Source organism: Vibrio sp. 1978 (genome assembly GCF_033344345.1).
On sequence record NZ_JAWPOP010000041.1, the window covers coordinates 1 to 18697 of the forward strand.

Consider the following 18697-nt stretch of genomic DNA (forward strand, 5'->3'; position numbering starts at 1 on the left):
TGAAACTCAGTATGTTGTTTAAGAACTGAACAACATGGGGCTACCATGTCTTCTCATCGAATTAAGCAACAAAGCCTCGTGTTACTTTTCTGCTACTGACAAGCGCAAGTATCACCACGATGACAGCACCAGCGATAGCCACGTGAATTATTGAGATTTGTTCCATTTACCCAGCCTATTGATTGCTTGTTATTTTGATATAAATACAACATAGCGCATATTCAACAACAGATTTCTAGGCCAGATCACAGACCTCGAACTCACCAAGTGGCCACCAACCCTTTAACATATTATTTTTAAAGGCTTCGTGGCCACTTTACTGTATTTACGTCCCCGCCACCTGACATAAACGCTACGTAAATAACATTACAAATCAACCAGATAGCCCCAAGACCCACTCTATGGGAATCCGTGAGATTCTATTTCCTGTCCTATTTTGGGCTCTGACTACATAATCCTTCCTGACTGAGCAGTTCGCTCACATATTGAAACATTTGATAAGGACTAAACCATGGAAAACAGAATCCCAGCTTCCATCCAAAAAGATATTAAGATTCTGACTAACCTACTGGTTGGTAACGAAAACTCTCTGGTTAACGAGCAAGATGAAACTGTAGAACTGGTCGCATACGGAGACTCTGAATTTGGCGGCCTGATCATGGCCTTTAACAACTCTGAGTCGCTGATCTGTACTAACGGAGAGTATGACCACGAACGTTTCTTAAGACTGACCGATCACTTCAGAACAGAATCTGAACATCTAGTAGGTAATACCCACATACTGACAACTAAAGTAACCTTCGAGGGTGTAGAACCTGCGGAATTTGAAGCCGTGTACGACTTTGACAATAACAAAGGACTGCCTCTGCAGATGTACCAAGCTTATGAGTACCTTCGCTCCAACCTTTCGCTTCCGTTGGACATTATGCTGGAAATATTTGGTGCGATTACCAGTGCAATCACATTCCACCAAGAGGAGTTATTTCATACCGGACTAGCCGGAACGATGGGCGACCACTTTGATGTCGAAAGAGCTATTGCCCACGATGTAAGACTTCAACACCAAAGCGACTAACACTTAAGTCTGTTTATTCAGACCGCACGAAAAATAAACACATATTAATTAAGCAACTAGCCGTGAAATATCGGTGACGGCCTCTTGCACCCTGAAATCACCGCTTAAGTTATTAAGCGGCCAATACAACACGGAGATTTATTATGAACAATTCAGTACAAGCTATTATTCCGAAGCCACTGACAGCCTATGTTGAGGCATATTTAGGTCTTATCACCGACCCGTTCTACTCGAATGAAGACCTGGGCATTAACCCAAATAAAAACCGAATATCTATCGGGGCAGAAAATATTGGTCCAGGTGCCTTTAGTATTTGTCACAATTCAGATGTTTTCACGAATGATCAGGAAGAAAACGCTCGTCGCATAAATCATTTCATCGACAGTGAGTTTCTCATCTATTTCGAAGTTCCAGAAGAACTCGACGCGCACTCAGAGTTTGCAGGCATCCACTTTGAAGATAAAGAGTTCTGGTCATCTTATGATTATCAAATGCCTGGATATCCGCAGTTCCTATACGACTTTCTCTCACATTTGATTGAAAGCAAGTCCTATTCCGTCGAAGGCACGCTTGCCATCTTTGGAAGCCTATTACATCAAATCACCGTGCCTTACTGGGGTGAGTTCATGGATGAAGAAGAGCTCCAACAAACCGAGGTTTCTCGTCTCCTTGGACTGCATTTTGACATTGTAACCGCTGTACGACATGACCTCGACTACAGTCAGCAACACCACTCAAAGATTACACAACCAGCTGAAGCTTAATGAATTAGCACTCAGTGGGAATGGGTGAGACACACTCTGATAGGACGAAATCACAATTCCATTTACATTCTACGGGTGGCCCCAGAGAGGCCCCCATTCAACAAATTTTTATGTTTAGAAGGATTCAATATGAACACTAATATCCAAACTAATGCTGTCACAACTGTCGTATCTGGTGCCCTTTCTCCGGAAGCATCATTAAACGATACACAAAAGAAACTCCAGACACTTAAAGATCGTGCCGCCGCTAATACCGTGCCAAGCCAAACCGTACTTGAACAAGCAAGAGTGGGCGAAAGCGCAACTCCCTTCATGGCTTTTTCCGTTGAGCATGAAGATGTGAATATTCACTGGATTGATACGCCAGAGAAGAAAGGCTACATCCTGTGTAACGGTAATGGTTGCCCGCTATGTCGTGCTGGCAACAAAGCATACAACCGCCTACTGCTACCTGTATTTAACTTCAGCTCTCGTCAAGTTGAGATTCTGGCAATCACCGATGCTACCCATCCCAAAGCAGCTCTGCCGCAAATCCTGCCAGTTTTTGATGCTGTAGAGCCAATGATGATACTCATGAGTCGTCACCGTAACAGCTATACCGTGGATTTAAAACCGATACCTGAGAACATCGATCTGGGCCAGTCAGAGATCGAAGTTTTTAATAATGCCTACGCTAACGGGGAGTTTAAACTGAGCGACGTGTTCCAGAAGTGTTCTAGCGAAGAGCTGGCAGCAATACCGAGTATCCAAGTGATGCTTCAATGTTATGGCTACACGGCGGCTTAACAATGAACTCGTCTCTGAATCAAATCAGCAGCGCTATGGCGCTTGCTGGTTTCAGAAAAGAAAATAATGGTCTCTATGTCCTGTCACTTCTTAAGAAGCACCCTCACCTGCTGATTAACTGGGCGGTAGGTGTGGGTAAATCTACCAATATGGATCAAGTGATAGAATATGGCATAGAATCAGGTCAGTATGATTTGATCATCGTGCTGGCCCCCACTCGCGCTATCATCAATGAGCGCGACTATATCCAGTTCCCGCCTGAAAATATCAAAATCACTAATCTCCGCCCGCGTCCTAAAGAGCTGTGCGGTAAGCAGCGCAATGCTGACTGGGCGGACTATGAACAGCGTGGCCTTTCTATACTTGGTAAACGCACTATTTGCGCCTTATGTCCTAATCAAGAGAAATGCCACTGGAAAGATCAATTTGGTGATGTTTTGCGCGGCACCCAAGTGCTCTTCGCTACCCAAGCCCATTTGACAAATGACTTGAATTTTATTGCTCGAATGAAAGCTAAGTGTGAAGCTCAGAATGTACTGGTTATTTTTGATGAAGCGACGGTATCGCTAACACCATATAGCCGCACTATCACGCAAGAAGAAATAGCGAACCTAATCTTCTGTTTGTGCGAATCAGACATCTCTCAGAAGCGCAAGGCCGCCAGCGTGTTTGCCTTGCAAAGCCTACTCAATGCAGCAACAGATGACCTGAGAGAGCCTGACGTATGGTCTATGCCCTCGATCTATCCGACGGAAATCCGAGAGCTGGTTACTATTGGGGAGCGCCACTGGCCGGGAGAATTCCGCAACATTCACTTTGACCTGCAAGCACTGATGAATTCGCCTTTAGATTCACGCGAGAAAACCGAGTTCGGTGATATACGCTTTTCTGCAACACCACTTGCGGCGGACTGCGATGTTCTACTCTACAGCGGCACGACTCATGAAACATTGCTGAACCATAAGCTGGGGCTTAATTTTCACAATTTCTATCAGGACACAGCCTTTAAAGGCGATGGTACTCAGTGGCTGAATATTGCCTCTTCTCTGGGTACATCTGGTCATTTCCTGAAGAACTCCCCACAGATATTGGACTTTTTTCTTGAGTTAACTCTCAAGCGCATCCGGGAAGGTAAACGAGTGCTGCTGATCTCAAAGAAAAAGCATAAGCAATATTGCATTGATACGCTGAATGAGATGCTAACCGTCCGTAGTATAGATGATGTTCAAATCGTCGATGGCGAAGAATACGATTCCAATGGCACCATCACTCAGATACCAGTCATCCACTACGGTGTAATTGGCATTAACCAGTTCGAGCAATTCGACTGTGCTTACTGTCTGAATAGCTACTACGTTACCAAAACCATATTAGCGAATGCCCTACAAGACATGCGAGCCAGTGATGAGCAGCTGGAAATGGAAATCAAAGTACTGCCGAACCCTCGCCGCCGTCATGCCCGCATTGCTGACAATAAGTACCGATATACCGATGTAGCTCAACTGACTGACCCGATGTTGCAGACCCTAGAAATGGGCACCGTGATACAGGCTGTAGGCCGAGTGCGTCCTTTCACATCGCCATGTGAGGTTATTACTTTCCAGAACAATCCGCACCCTAACTATCAGTACGATGCTGAGTTCAACAATCTGGCAGAAATACGCGAGCACTTCGGCATTGATAGTCAGCGCGCACGAACAACTGGTACTAAAAAGCAAGAAATACAGCAACTTAAACAACAAAGCTTAACACAAAAGCAAGTTGCTGAGCAGTTGGGTATAGGCGTTCGCACCGTCCGTCGCTACTGGAGTGGCCAAAAGTCCTAATAAAACCATTTTTATAGGGTTGCTGGCCACCCGGAGGCCCTACGTTTCCAAGAGAGAATATTGATTATGAATTTATTGCCCGCACTAGCAAAACGATTTAACGAAGCCGAATTCGAGCCAAAGAAAAGTGCTATTATATTGCCAATGCTGCCACCACTAGATTCAGCGGCGGTGACGTACATTGGAACCCAAGAAGACTTGGAAGATCTGATACATCTAGCTCATCAGTTGCCATTGACCGGCGTGTCACTAGACTTTGAGTTTAAGTTCAGCCGCCTCGCAATCCCACTTCGAGGTAACAAGCAAAAACAGGATATCCGAAGTATTCAACCCCTATTGATGGCTGTTACTTTGATGACCAACACAGGCAATCAGTTGCATCTTCACAATTATGTTATTGATTTAACTAAACTCAAAGATACGAAACGACTTCAGCCATTACTTGATCTACCCACGACCTATATCGCCCACCATGCCAAAGCCGAGTTACATTGTCTCTGGCAACTGGGTCTGACTGAGCCTCGCACTATCTGGGACACCTGTATCGCCGAGAGAGCACGATATCTGGGCCTGCATGTGTTTGACAATGATCAGGTATTTGATTCAGAGAACGCAGAGATTTGCGCCAGAGCAGAGCACGCTGAAAACAATCGGATCCGTTATGCATTGAATACCGTGGCGAGCCGCTATGATATTCACCACCGATTCAATTTGGTGAAATCAGACTTGCAGCACTCCTTTATTGACTATGACAGTGGAGAATTTACCAGCGAGCAGATCCACTATGCAGCTGAAGACGCTATTGTTGCAGCAAAGCTTTACCTTTCTCAGATGCAGCAGTTAACCCTCCAGGGAAGTTACCACCACCTTATCACGGTGGAGATGCCCTGGACCATCACCAATGCAGCCATGGAGTGGCATGGGGTGAGTGTTGATCGGGAAAAATGCAACGCTGTGCTCAATGCCAGTACGCCTAAGCTGGAAGCGCTCAGAAGTCAGCTGGCACAAATGGGGTTAGACAATCCCAATAGTCACCAACAAAAAGAAACGTTTTTCCGTCAACTCAACTTACTCGATCATTTTAACAAGGGCGGCAAATACAGCTTCAAGTTACAACTATTGAAAGATCTGGCCCATATCCACCCTGCTATCGGCCTACTGGCTGAATTTAGCAAGGTTCAAGCCATTGAGAGAGATATACTGCTTCGGCCTACTATTATCGGTTCCGATAGTCGCGTGCACCCAGAGCACAAACAGCTGGAAGTCGTAACCGGGAGACAATCTTGTGCCAGCCCGAACCTGCTCGGACTACCTGGCGCAATGCGCCCACTCATCATCCCGAAGACAGGAAATGGAATCGGTGAAGCGGACTATTCCCAGATTGAAGTCGGCATCACAGCTGCGGTCTACAGCGATAAGAATCTGATTGCTAAGTTCAACGCGGGGGATATCTACACAGTCATGGCTCAGGAGTTCTATGCCAACGACCTGGATGACGAAGATCGGCAATGCGATTCCGACACTTTCAAGCATAAGCACAAAGACAAGCGGGATATCATGAAAACATGTGTACTCGGTATTCTGTACGGCCTATCCCCCTTCGGACTGGGTAGCCGTCTTGAGATATCAGAACTCGAAGCCAAACAGTTGATGAATCGGTTCCTAGCTATGTTTCCTACCCTGAAACACATGATGGAAACCGCGCCACAACAAGCAGCATATCGGGGTTGTGTGAGCACCAGTACCGGATTACATCGCCACCGTTCTAATAGCGGTGCACTAAGCCGCCACGAGACAAACTGGATGGTGAATATGCCTGTTCAAGGAACAGCTGCCGCTCTGTTTAAGATCGCGGGGAATCGACTCTACCAACTTTACAAGCCCTATGGTGCTAAGCTGATCTTGGCTATGCATGATGCCTTTATCTTCGAAGCCCCATTAGACAAGATGCCAGAGGTTGGACGATTGACAATCGACGTGATGATTCAGACTGTGGTTGAATTCTTCCCTGAACTCAAGCCACGCATCGACCTGAATGACTCTGCCACTCATTGCTGGACTAAAGATGGGGATGCAGGCAGTGTTGAACGTTGGATTGCAGAGCGTTAACAGTATATGGAGGGGTTAGCAATGCTACCCCCACAATCAGCCTTTAGCATCTGATTACGACTATTCAGAACCCGCGTAATATTTTAGTAATTCACCTGGCTTTTTGATCTTGCTGAGCCAACGATTTACCGATTTTGATTTATCACCCTGACCATCTGACAAATTAAATTTATCGATGATTTCATACACTAACTGTGTTTGCGCATACTCTTTTTCATCGTTGGTCATGTGGTAGAGCCAGCCTTTTAAGAACACCAGCTTAACTGTTTCCTGAGACAGGTAGACTTTTTCCATGTCTTGTTTGTCTGTCGTGCTCTCTGCCTTCTTTTTACGCCCAGCCTTACCAAGCTGGTTAGCTAAGAAAAGATCGGGACACTTTACCTGTCTTTTCTTCTTCGTTGATCTTTCCTGCACTTGCTCTTCTTCAGCTTTCTCTATCAAAGAGTAAATCAGAGGGAGCAAGCGCTTAGCTTGATTTAAGGTCCATAACGATTCATGCTCTTTCAGGAAGTGAGTCAAGTTGAGCGCCAGTACTGCAAAAACATGGTGCCCTCGGATTTTCGTATCTGACGTAAGATCTTTTGTCACCTCCGATACGGTCCCTTTATCAACACAGTACTGCGTCAATTGAAACCAACTTTCTTTGCTTCTCTCTAAAGCAAGCTCATATGGCGGCACAAATGGCTTTGTCGGTTCATCTTCGTCAATAAGCGCCATTATTTCTGAAAACTCAATACTGGATACCATATCTGATACCAAGGTATCGATGCTTCGCAACGCTTTGCCTATCAGCTCATACAGCCGCTCATCTTGCTGGCTATGCTCAACAAGTCTCGGAAGAACATTCATCACGATCGAGAAGTTTCTCTCACTCACATTCAGCAAAAATTTGCAATGCTCAGTACAGTGGCGAAGATAAAGCTTCATCAAGGATCCATAAAACAGATCTAACTGAGACCAGCCGTACGCTTCTGTTCCAGGTAAGTGTGTTCTTTTATGTTTTGGATGGAATACGTCCAGATCATCTCCGTACAACTTTTTCATAGTAATAATATCTGGATCGCTGCTACTGATTATGTAACCCATTGCCCCTCTCTTTTCCCAGCCAAATCAAAGGCGCATAGTACAGCAATTGGGAATGACCACCAATCCTATTACATGACTTTAAAAGACTCTTAACCACGTGGTATCTCCAACTCCGTGGCGATTGCTGCTGGCGTGTATGGCGGCTCAAACTTAGTCAAGATGTATAACCAAGGCGATCTATACACAGCCATGGCGCAAGAGTTCTTTTGTGATGAGTTAGAATCAGAATGCCGCAGCTGCGATTCGTCGGCCTTCAAAGAAAAATATTCTGAGAAACGATCCATCATGAAGCAATGCACACTTGGCCTAATTTACGGTATCACCAGCATTGGAATAGCGAAAAAACTCAATATCAGTGTCAACAAGGCCTCGGAACTGATGAATAAGTTTCTATCGATGTTTCCCGAACTACAAAAAGCCATTGAGAGAATGCCCCAGTATGGCGCTCTGCGAGGCCATGTAAGCACTGCAACGGGATTGCACCGATACCGCCAATTGGACGCTAAGCGCGGCCATACTGAGAAAAACTGGATGGTGAACATGCCAGTGCAAGGTACAGCTGCGGCACTGTTCAAAGCAGCCGGAAATCGACTTCATCAATTGTATAAAGGTTACGACGCCAAATTGATCGTTGCGATGCACGATGCCTTTGTTTTCGAAGCACCGAAAAAACACCTAAGCGCAGTCAGCGAGTTAACTGCACAGATCATGACCCAAGTAGTGCAGGAGATGTACCCTCAGTTGAAGATAAGAGCCGATATCAACATAAGCCAACCAGATTGTTGGACCAAAGATGGTGATCCGAACACACTTGATGTGTGGCTAGCTAAATGACCAGAACTGGACGCAAGGCCTAATGGATTTAGTATTAAGGTTTTGTGTCCACTTTTTCTGTTTCTCAAATAGTGATTAGTGGGCAAATCGATACTTAGTTGATTGGATAGCTCTCTTAGTGGTACCAATTCCCTAGCACACTTATGCCCCCTTTTCTTGTTATCACTGAAGCTAATTAATTTCTCTTGGATGAAAGTTCCCCTTACCCAAAGTTTTCCGAGGGCGCGTCGAAGTAAGCAATTTAAAAATTATGCGTCATTTTGTAATCTAAGATCCAACAACTCTCGTTAACCTATTGATTATCAAATGAACTATGATTGGAAAGGCTGCATGATAGGAGTATGAAAAGCTGCTAAAAGAGTTAAAAGCATTCTATAGTGGAGAAATAATGTTCGAGTTTCAGAGAAATAAAGCAGAATATTTGTATCACCATACAAAAAGTTATACCGCGATTAACTTTATCCTCAAGAATAACGTTTATTTTAAAATGCAATCAAGTGTGTATACTATATGCCGTTCAATGGGGCTAAAAATAAAGGAACTATATGTTTAATAATAAATTACTTTTAGTAGGGTTGTCGTTAGCTGCGTTGGGTGGCTGTACATCTGTTCAATACAATGGTTCGCCAGCGAACTCGGTCACTAAAGTTGACTATCCATCTGTTGGTGAAGTTAAAACAGCTTATGTCGGAGACCATTTGGTTAGCAAAGGCACAATGGCTGAAATGAGCGTATTACGCGTATCAAGCATGATTAAAAGTTTGGCGTATGACATACCTCAGGGTGACTACAATCAACTCGGATACGATAACAAGCAACAGTTTTTCTCTCCTGTTGGCGTTATTAAAGCGGCATTAGCGGACCCTATACAGGGCATTGCCGTAGAAAATAATCAACAAAATGAAGTTTGTTTTGTAACCATCTTTGGTGCGAAGTCTTGTGTAGATGATGCTTATGGTAAGTTTACTATCACTAAGAAAATGTCCCAGTTCCAAGACAGTTTCCAACAGACTTTGATATACAGCGGTAAGGTAGGAAATAAAATCAATATTAGTTACCGTGAGTTTTCCAATGACATGGCAAGACCAGCTTTTAATAATGAAGCAGAGTATGACCTAAGTGAGTCGAATCAAATTGGTTATAAGGGCGCTGTGATTGATGTTTTGGAAGCCGACAATACCAAAATTACATATCGGCTTATCAGAAACTTTCCAAACTAAATATTAGCCCACGAAGAGGTATAGTTTTTGGGAATGGTTGTACAGACTCAGATATATCTTCAATTTGATCTGCTCCAGTCAGAGTGGACACTGAACTTAAGTGAATTTTCCATACTTGAAGTTATTCGTGTTTTGCTACTTTAAGTAGAAACTCTAAGTAACTTCTGTCCAAAAATAATTTGGAGACACTCAGAACTCAAAAATCAAGTGTAATCACTGCGTGAACGAAAGTGGACGACATTCCTTAATGAGTCATTTACTAAGGAAACACGTCCACTTTTGTGAGCCTCATTGCCCCTTAACAAAAAAAAGCAGAGGGTTCTCCCCTGCTCTTCTGGCGCTCAGTCAATCATCTATAACCTCGTCGGCGACAATACCGATCAAAAACCCAGCAACTCCACCAGCTAAAGCACCGTAGGCCCCATAGTACCTAGCTCCGAGAGCTGCACCTATTTTCGCTGCACGAATACCTGTGTTCTTTTTGGATTGGGATGACGATTGTGAAAAGGTTCTGCTTTGCATGTTTGCCTCTTTTATATATGAAAAAGGACCATGCTCAGTAAAGAACATGGTCCTCTAATTTTTTGTAACACTGCTTAGTGAGAGTGACCACACACCTGACAGCTACCATCATCATAAGCACGCTCACCGCATGCCGGACAGGTTGTTACTAGGGTTGTGATTGATTTAATCGTCATATAAAGACTCCTTATTGTTTATTGGATGAAGTAATGGGGTGTTGCGAAGCTCATTGATACCTCGGCCTAGAGAGTCCAATTCGAAACCGATGTACCTTGAGCCAAGCTCCGCAACGAAACTTATTGTGCTTTACCTTTAGGGGTATCTAGACCGCATTTCGCCACATCCATGACTTTGCCATTCATGGTTCCACAGGCATCGGCATACCACTCAATACGTGGGCCAGACTGAGAGTAAACTTGTTTACCTGCTTTCCCATTCCAGGATTTTTCTATCTTCGAAATGTCAGCCGGATTACCGCCGAGCGTACCGCCAGCGAATGATGATGTGGTAGCGAATAGACACGTTAGACCTAGCAGGATGATTGATTTTTTCATTGTGTTGTTTCCTTGAATACGTCATGACGCCATCGGTAAAGGCACCGAAAGCGAGAATGGTTAATAGTTTAAAGAGGGTGATCGACAGGTAGTGTCGAGACGAGTGAATCAATTTCACTCAAGTTATATATGCCTTGTCAGACATACGCTGTGGCGACCAATAAAAGCTATAGCAATATCAGTAACCTTATGAAGTTTAGCTAGAAATAATCGGATTCTCTCAAAGCACGACATGCCCTGACGAGTGGTCTATCTAAAATGCGTAGCATGAAAGAACACGACACCCTAGCGAAAAGACTTGGTATTATTTTGACCCGTTTGAATACGGGAGAACGGCTATATCTGGAAGAATTGAGGCGAGAGTTCGGTGTGAGTGAAAGAACCCTGCAGAGGGATTTCAATGAGCGATTAAATTACCTCCCTATTCAACGCGAAGGTGCATGTTATTTTCTTGATCCAAAAGTCTTGGGTAAGCAGACTAACCACGAAATATCAACATTACTTGCCAACATGGGACTCGACACCCTGTTTTCAGGCAAGCACTACCTGAGTAACGGAGTGCTTAACAACAAACCGACGACGCCGTTTCTATTCAAGAACCCACGGATTGAAGACATCAGCGAAAACGCTTCTATGTTCCAGAAACTTATCGAATCGGTTCAACTACGGCACGTAATCAGCTTTGTCTGCGATGGACAGGCCTATGATCAGTTCCACCCATACCGGTTGGTGAACGATAGAGGACTCTGGTATCTCGCCGGAGCACACAGAAACCGCCTAGATTTACTCAGAGTTGCCAGAATTTCCGAGTTAGTCCGATATGAGGACAAATACTCTCCCGATACTAACGTCGAGCAGAGCATCACTGGTTGGCGATCAGATGTTGAGTTAATAACTCCTGTTGACGTGGTTATACAGATTCGGGGACGAATTGCCGATGCCTTCTTCAATGAAAGCACCGACCATGATTTTCGAATGTTGAAAGTACTGGATTCCGGAGACGTATTAGCCTGTAACCAAACCAATAACATTCCACACTTGCTTCGTCAGCTAAAGGCGTGGCTTCCTGATGCAGAGGTATTGTCACCCGACTGGTTGCGGTACCAGTTGAAGCAAGAACTTCAGATCTACCTGAACACCGTCATGTAAAAGCCACAGTTCCTAGTCAATCACCGTCTAAATCTTGGTGTTGGCTGACATCTCCGTCGTAGACACCCCGCTACATAATCAAGCCGCGAGTTACCCAACTCCTCGGCCCTAGCCTTGAACATTCCAGTATGAGCCATTTTCTTGTCTTTCCATGCTCCGCATACAAAGCCCTTGACTTGATGGAATCGTAGACTGATACCGAATAAGGGAAAACTTAAAACGTTGCTATTTTTTAGTACATCCTAATAAACTAATAAATAACCCGCTAGGGGCCGAATTGTTAATAATATATAGCTATTGAAATTACAGATTCAATCACCTCTGGCTATCGTTAGAGTGCATCACGTTTAACGAAAATTGTCCGTTTGGCGATCCATTACCCTTCCTCATTGCCAGTAATAGTAATGGGGCCGGAATAGCCGATTACTAATCCGTCCCCCATCAACCGGCCAGTTCACCTTATAACAATGTGATTTAGGCTCCGTGGCCGCTTTGACCTTCCACAAACACAACGCACCTGTTTTCAGCCCTTGCTTTTACATGTAGCCATGAGTCGAACGCTAACTTTCTCGGGAATTTTCCCTGACAGTTCCAACTACTGATTTGACACAAGGTCATTCAGATCTCCTCCTTTGGCTTTGAAGTTCAAGGATTTTCTAATCCCTTGGCTCGGTGACCAGTAATGAAAAGGCAAAAGCCATCGCACCTTGTTTTCACTGGCATGATGGCTTGTCCAATGTACAGACCAGAGCAACGTGAAAATTTCTCCTGTTCATTTCTTGTCCCGGTCTGGTCGTTCCTTCAGTCCACAGTTAGCTTAACGTCATCGTAAGCTTCCATTGCTACATAGCTGATAAAGTTAGCCTGGTAAGTTTTAAAGAAGTCCTGCACATCTGGCCTGCTTAGTGGTACTTCGCCCATGAACCGGATGAAAGCGACATCGTGAGTCACATCGAAATCAATTTCTTTCTCAAGTTCAGAGTAAAGGCCAGCATAGGAAAAGTCAGTCAGGTAAGCCAGATGCCAGCAGTTATCTTTTTTCTCAAAACGTAGCTCTACTGGGTGAAATCCTCCATCTTCGGGTGTATATAAACTATCACGGTAATTAAGCGTAATTGCGGTAACGTCATTGTTGATTTGATGTTTACTGACTTCTTCATTAATTAGTTGTTTAAAAGCATCAGACACAGGTAGCCCTAGCTTTTCGCCATAGGTCAGTTTCATAATAATTTCTCTTTGATTTTTCGAGGATTGCGCTCTTGATTAGTGCGCAGTATGAAAGGGGTTTATGCGGTAGTTTCGGTGGAGGTGTCAGCGTCAACTAATGCGAGCAGTTGATCACGACGTTCATCAAAATTTGTCGACAGAACGTGAAGAAACAGACTATTCGGCGCAGCCTTTATTAGTCCAATCGTATCAGATCTCAGTGCACTAGCTGTAAACGAGGGATTATTAGCACTTCCGCCGATTATTGCTGGTTTTAACACTGTACTTTTAAATGATTTATCTTTGTACTCCTTAAGAATATTTATCAATTTTCTTATTGAAATGAGTTCTTTGGTAAATAAGCCCCCACTATCATTGCCCGTTAGCTTTAGATGCAGTTCTTCATCTTCTATTGTTTTGACCAAGTCGAAATAAATGTAACTCTCGCTCTTTGGACTAAGCTTTTTAGCTTTCCCTGATAGCAAAGTGGCAGTATTCTCACACTCTATTGCTTCCTGATTACCTTGGTCTTGTGTCTCTTGTACTTTCTCCGGTTCCATTCCTGTCTGTAAGTTTTCTTCCATAACTTCTACCTCGCTATCGGCTTTATTTTTATTACTGGCGGTTTTGCGGGACATAGATATTTATCCTTATTGTTTGGCTTGAGTTATAGCGACTCTGCGTGCGGTAACAAAACCTGTACAGGGTGAGACGTATTTGATGTCGGACTAACTAAATAAACGCCGCCCCCTGCTGATGTGATGATGGCAAGGGCAATGATAAAATCCGTGTCAGTACTGTTAATAAGGTAAACCGTTTCGGGGTAGTTTTGTACAAAACGAATAAGATGCTGAACACTCTCTGGTTGCTGATTAATGGATTCATCCGTATCTGACTCTTCGATTAATATCAGGCTAGTGCTAACCTCTTGCCAGAATTCAGCAGTAATTACATCATCAAATTCGAATGGTTCAGTCATGTGGTGTCGTAAAGCTGCTATCGTCTCTTTCGATAATGGTAGAGAGTCAAGCTCATTGAATTGTGTGATTATTTTCATTTTCAAAACTCCATATATAAGAAAGCCCGAACTCATTCGTTGAGTTCGGGCTTGATATGTTGATTTAATATCGAAGCGATTAGGCTTCGTCGATTAATTGGATTAGAACTTGCGAAGATTGACGAAGAGACTCATTCCCAGCTCTCGCATAACGCATTGTGCTACTAATGGACTTATGGCCGAGAAGTTGCTTTAGCACACCAACATCAACGCCTGCAGATATAAGTGATGATGCATAAGAGTGACGTGCTGTATGAAAAACGATCTGATCGGGTTCTTTAAGCATCAATTCTTTTTTGATCTTGTTGAACAAATGTCGAGGTTGGCTGATGTGTGACTTTTCTTTTTGCCCTGGAAATACATATGGGTTCCCCTTCTTCTTGAGCCTTAGCAAAAAACGAAACTCTTGAATCGCCTGGGGTGTAAGCTGGATCTGGTGTTGAAACCCATTCTTTGAGTCTTCCCTTGGTATACGCATCACACCATTTTCAAGGTCAATATTTGGCCAACGAGCAGCCCTGAGACTGCGTTCTCTGCATCCCAGCATGAAAAGCAGAATAATAAACCGGCTACGAATAGGACAATAATCCGGTTTTCTTAGCTCTTCGAAAATCCGTTTTATCTCCTGAGGCGATAGCCATCGCTCCCTAGCTCCTGTTTCTGGAAACAACTTAACACGAGCCGCAACGTTGGGAATGGAGTACTCTTCTTCTATCATGCGGCCCATTAGCTTGAGCAAACATAACACACGGTTAATTGTTGAACGACTTAGCTTCTTACCACGTAAATGAACCTTATCCATCAATCCTGCAACCATGGACTGTATGTGTGAAACTTTAAGCTGGTCATAACTGATATCCCAAATATCAACACAGTGGTTAAATCTTGCTATATCATGACGCCAGCTTTTCTTGCGTGACTTAGAAATTTTAATGAAGTGATTGTTGAAGTATTCAGATACAGTAGGTATGTCTGGTTTGACGGTTGAGTTTTTTGGATCTATTCCTTCAGCAACCATTAGCTTAATACGTTGCGCTTGCTTCCTTGCATCCGCCAAGGAAACTTCTGGAAACGTACCAAGAGATAAAGAGCCTTTTTTACCATTCAAAGTATATCGAACCAACCACTTCTTTCGCCCATTTTTACCAACCAGAACCTTGAAGCCCGATAATTCGGAACAGGAATACTCTGCTTCAGTGGACCGAGAATTAGGATCATTGGAAGGTAAGCTAGTGATCTTAGCCGTAGTGAATTTAAAACGTTTCTCCATATTAAGTGAACCTCTTTACTGGCTTACTCAATAAGAATATATGTCTAATTTTTGTACTAATCCGGAAGAAAGTCGGACACGAAGCCTAATGTAATACAGACAAGTCAGGCTTCACATCTATTCCAGGTTACTGACAAAGAAAGTTCAACTGTTTTACTCTCTCAACGTATCGTACCAAAAACTACCTTCAGGTGTTTTCCGGTCATTCCCTACTTTAATAACGGTAATTCCTGAATGGTCTTTCAACCTCAATCTTTCTTGATAATACTCTTTAAGCTTTAAATCAGATTCTGCACCAAAGTCATTTGTGTAGTGAAAAATAACTAGTTCCTTTCCATCATCTTCTATACAAGAACGGAATAGGCCATTAATATGCCCGTCATCCACATTAAAACCATAGCCTATAACTGCGACTACATCAGACTCCTTTAGGTTATTGTATAATTTCACATAACGTTCAGACATTTTAATTGATGTGAGAGGTTTAATCCCACTTTGAGTAAATAAAAATGGAACTGTAAAATGCTGACTATCGGCTGAGATTTCTTTAGATACAATAGTATTTAGGTAAGGATCATAGCAGTCATCAACTGAACCATTCAAATAATAAACATCTTCATCTGATATTGTTCCGATAAAGTTGTTATAGTTCGTTGTACCAATAGCCTTAATTTCATGCTCTTCTTTAATATTTAGAATATCATGATAGTAACCATCACCACTTATTATTTTCTCATGGAATTTATCAGCTATAGATGATATATATCGTTGAGCCGTATTCAAAAATATATTTATCTTGCAAAATTTGGCCCAATCTGTTTTTGGGCTATAAAGATAGCGCCAGTTAGAATCAATCAGTGATTGATAGTCTAGTGAAGCAGCAAAGATATCTTCAAGAATTTCTAGGGCAAATGCACATATAAGGTGTTCATCACTTGTATCAGCTGTTATTGCAATTGGCTCGCCATCTAAGATAACTTCGAGGCCTGTCAAACCTGCCCCTCTATAATCTAAAGAAAAAATAGCCCCGAGATCATCAAATATGTCAATCTCATCAGGTTTCTTTTCAAAAATGCCATCATTTAAATTATGCACTAATTCTTCGCCACAAGCCCCTATAAGCAGCTCAAGGACAGAACGACAAAAGTCACGGCACCTTTTTCTTATAAAGAAGTTTTCATCCGTGGATGGGAGCTCAAGTGCTTTCAAGTAACTCGAGAAAAAGTCGCTTGAGAACAGTTGATTATAATCTCCCAAAATACCAGAAATTCTAATTTCATGGCTAAATGTTTCTGAACCAAATGATATACCCAAAACCCTTTCAAAAGCTTCGCGTATGTTTCTATCAAATGTTTCATCAAACTTACGGGCTAATTCTGAGACTCTAGAGTCAAATTCTGATAGATATCTAATAATATCAAAACGTTTGTACTCTAAACTACTTTTAACCAAGCTTTCATATTGAGTTCTACCAAATGATGATATGGGCTTCTTCTCATAGTCTTGTGGTAGCCAATTCTTGGCATAATTTGAGCGTTTATTGACTTTTTCCCTTGCTTCTCTTAACCGTTTTTTGTCTTCAGCAACATCCATTCTAAATATGTCGAGGGCAAATTTCCCTCCTGACGGTAAACCATAGCCAATTTCGGCACCAGCACCAAAAAACAATGATACTTTACTCATTAACTCGCCCTTTTCCAAATATGAATCTTGAATGTCTTCAACAAACAGGTTTTCGATAGACATATTTCAAGCTGATCTTTAGCACACAATCATATCAACACGCTGCATAAGAAAGATATTCCAGCATGCGCATACTTGCCAAAAATTGTGAACTGATAACGTTTGGGCCGGGATGATTACTAGTTAATTTTCTATAAAGTGGACACTAACCCTTAAGTAAAAACTTTTATTAGGTTTCGCGTCCGCTTCATCACGCCCCACCAGACCGGACACAGACAAGAGACCCACAGCAATTCAGCCTTGGCTATATTGGCACGTAAATCACGCACAGTTCATCAGCACAGGAGATTCTTGACACTTTAATCGCACAGGAAATCTGCACAGAGAACAGGAGATAGACAGGAGGTAGGTTTGAGGAGAAGGCTTACCCTGAATTTCAGGTACAAAAAAACCAGCATTAAGCCGGCTTGATATGATTTTTACTGATTACGACACCGCAATTTTTCTAGGATTTTTAAATCCCTTGTGTCTACCAATTCCACCACCAGGGCAACGCAATCATGCGATGGGTTAGACACCATCTATCTCGCGACCTTTGCCGTGAGAACGAGGCGTACTTTAACGGATTAATTTATCTGGTCAACAAAAAATTAGTCTTTTTTATTCAAATGGTTAAAAAGACGACTCTAACGAACAAAGGGCGATCATTTTGCTTATTTGATCATCAATACGCTTTGCTTTCGTGCCTTTTAACCTTCTCATTTTATATCAATGAAGAGCCAACAAATCGCGCAAGGTAACAGTATGGGTATAAACTTAACGTGTATTTCAGAGAACAAAATAGCGCTCATCATGTTTCGAAAACCATCATTTCACTTACCCTTACATGCCGACTCCGAACTCGACTTCGTAGTGCCCCACTTCTTCCTTACTGAATTTGATTATGCACGCTCTCTGGAGCAGGGAGTCATCGACGACTTGGATCCTGAATATACACACCAATATCGCGTCACACTGAGGCGCATACGCTCACTATGCTCACTACTTCGCGAACTGATCCCTCCTTTTGAACAGCGTATTTTGAAACCTCATTTAAGAATAATGATGAAGAAAACAAATAAGCTGCGTGATTTGGACGTATTTATCTTGGACAAAAACCAATACATTGAAATGCTCCCAAATCACAAATCGTCTCTTGAGCAACTTTTTTGCTTTATAGAATCTGAACGTGCTTACGAACAAGCAAAAGTTACGCGTTGGCTAGATACACAAGAATACACAACGCACTGCACTTTGATCAGGAATAGTATGTTGCGAAGTACGCAACACGAACCAGTGGATAGCAACGTACCTGCGTTACTTTTCGCAAGCCAAAAAATCTCCGTTCAATTTAAAAAAGTTGATAAAGCACGACGCAAAATCTCGGACAAAAGTCGTGACAGCGTGATTCATTCGATGCGGATAAAGTGCAAAGCGCTTCGTTATTTGTTAGAAGGATTTTCCACGCTCTATCCTTCCCAACAGCACAAAAACAACGTGAAACAACTAAAACTATT

The 18697-nt window shown here is 42.9% G+C and carries 17 protein-coding genes; 9 read left to right on the forward strand and 8 right to left on the reverse strand.

All coding sequences use genetic code 11. The features are described 5' to 3' along the window. Positions 1–511: 511 nt before the first annotated feature. From R8N49_RS23355 to R8N49_RS23375, 5 genes are all read left to right on the forward strand, one after another. Positions 512–1075, forward strand: a complete 564-nt coding sequence (locus R8N49_RS23355) for a hypothetical protein (protein ID WP_169643913.1) — start codon at positions 512–514, stop codon at positions 1073–1075. A gap of 143 nt (positions 1076–1218) precedes the next feature. Further along, the gene (locus R8N49_RS23360; RefSeq protein WP_169643911.1) at positions 1219–1839 is read left to right on the forward strand and encodes a hypothetical protein; all 621 of its coding nucleotides are present in this window, start codon (positions 1219–1221) and stop codon (positions 1837–1839) included. 129 nt (positions 1840–1968) lie between these two features. Further along, complete coding sequence (locus tag R8N49_RS23365) at positions 1969–2625, forward strand: hypothetical protein (RefSeq protein WP_169643909.1); 657 nt, start codon at positions 1969–1971, stop codon at positions 2623–2625. Between the two features lie 2 nt (positions 2626–2627). Then, on the forward strand, positions 2628–4451 hold the full coding sequence (locus tag R8N49_RS23370) for a helix-turn-helix transcriptional regulator (protein WP_169643915.1): 1824 nt from the start codon (positions 2628–2630) through the stop codon (positions 4449–4451). A gap of 66 nt (positions 4452–4517) precedes the next feature. Next, positions 4518–6560: a DNA polymerase gene (locus tag R8N49_RS23375; protein WP_213965039.1), complete on the forward strand. Its 2043-nt coding sequence runs from the start codon at positions 4518–4520 to the stop codon at positions 6558–6560. Positions 6561–6620: 60 nt separating this feature from the next. Here the strand turns inward: R8N49_RS23375 and R8N49_RS23380 are convergent, their stop codons facing one another. Beyond that, on the reverse strand, positions 6621–7646 hold the full coding sequence (locus tag R8N49_RS23380; RefSeq protein ID WP_169643906.1) for a hypothetical protein: 1026 nt from the start codon (positions 7644–7646) through the stop codon (positions 6621–6623). 114 nt (positions 7647–7760) lie between these two features. Here R8N49_RS23380 and R8N49_RS23385 point away from each other — a divergent pair, with 114 nt between their 5' ends. Continuing rightward, complete coding sequence (locus R8N49_RS23385; protein ID WP_225492308.1) at positions 7761–8480, forward strand: DNA polymerase; 720 nt, start codon at positions 7761–7763, stop codon at positions 8478–8480. Positions 8481–9025: 545 nt separating this feature from the next. Beyond that, entirely contained in the window at positions 9026–9700 is a 675-nt protein-coding gene (locus tag R8N49_RS23390; RefSeq protein WP_025607861.1) for a hypothetical protein, read from the forward strand. Positions 9701–10045: 345 nt separating this feature from the next. Here R8N49_RS23390 and R8N49_RS23395 read toward each other — a convergent pair whose 3' ends face one another. Both R8N49_RS23395 and R8N49_RS23400 read right to left on the reverse strand, forming a co-directional pair. Then, positions 10046–10222 (reverse strand): hypothetical protein, encoded by a 177-nt coding sequence (locus tag R8N49_RS23395; RefSeq protein ID WP_019280745.1) that lies wholly within the window; start codon positions 10220–10222, stop codon positions 10046–10048. Positions 10223–10518: 296 nt separating this feature from the next. Beyond that, positions 10519–10776 carry a hypothetical protein gene (locus R8N49_RS23400; protein ID WP_169644533.1) on the reverse strand — a complete coding sequence of 86 codons (258 nt, stop codon included), beginning with the start codon at positions 10774–10776 and terminating at the stop codon, positions 10519–10521. Between the two features lie 267 nt (positions 10777–11043). On the opposite strand from R8N49_RS23400, the gene R8N49_RS23405 reads away from it, so the two are divergent. Beyond that, the gene (locus R8N49_RS23405) at positions 11044–11925 is read left to right on the forward strand and encodes a helix-turn-helix transcriptional regulator (RefSeq protein WP_169644535.1); all 882 of its coding nucleotides are present in this window, start codon (positions 11044–11046) and stop codon (positions 11923–11925) included. Between the two features lie 801 nt (positions 11926–12726). Here the strand turns inward: R8N49_RS23405 and R8N49_RS23410 are convergent. The 5 genes from R8N49_RS23410 to R8N49_RS23430 all read right to left on the reverse strand — a co-directional run bounded on the left by R8N49_RS23410 (position 12727) and on the right by R8N49_RS23430 (position 17204). Then, entirely contained in the window at positions 12727–13149 is a 423-nt protein-coding gene (locus tag R8N49_RS23410; protein WP_169644537.1) for a DUF2787 family protein, read from the reverse strand. Positions 13150–13211: 62 nt separating this feature from the next. Beyond that, positions 13212–13769, reverse strand: a complete 558-nt coding sequence (locus R8N49_RS23415; RefSeq protein WP_169644539.1) for a hypothetical protein — start codon at positions 13767–13769, stop codon at positions 13212–13214. 29 nt (positions 13770–13798) lie between these two features. After that, positions 13799–14188: a hypothetical protein gene (locus R8N49_RS23420; protein WP_169644541.1), complete on the reverse strand. Its 390-nt coding sequence runs from the start codon at positions 14186–14188 to the stop codon at positions 13799–13801. Positions 14189–14267: 79 nt separating this feature from the next. After that, positions 14268–15458: a site-specific integrase gene (locus tag R8N49_RS23425; protein WP_169644543.1), complete on the reverse strand. Its 1191-nt coding sequence runs from the start codon at positions 15456–15458 to the stop codon at positions 14268–14270. Between the two features lie 153 nt (positions 15459–15611). Continuing rightward, a complete protein-coding gene (locus R8N49_RS23430) occupies positions 15612–17204 on the reverse strand; it encodes a hypothetical protein (RefSeq protein ID WP_212734075.1) in 1593 nt (530 codons plus the stop codon). Between the two features lie 789 nt (positions 17205–17993). Here R8N49_RS23430 and R8N49_RS23435 point away from each other — a divergent pair. Next, positions 17994–18697 (forward strand): CHAD domain-containing protein (locus R8N49_RS23435; RefSeq protein WP_318190097.1); only part of this gene is annotated, 704 nt, incomplete at its 3' end.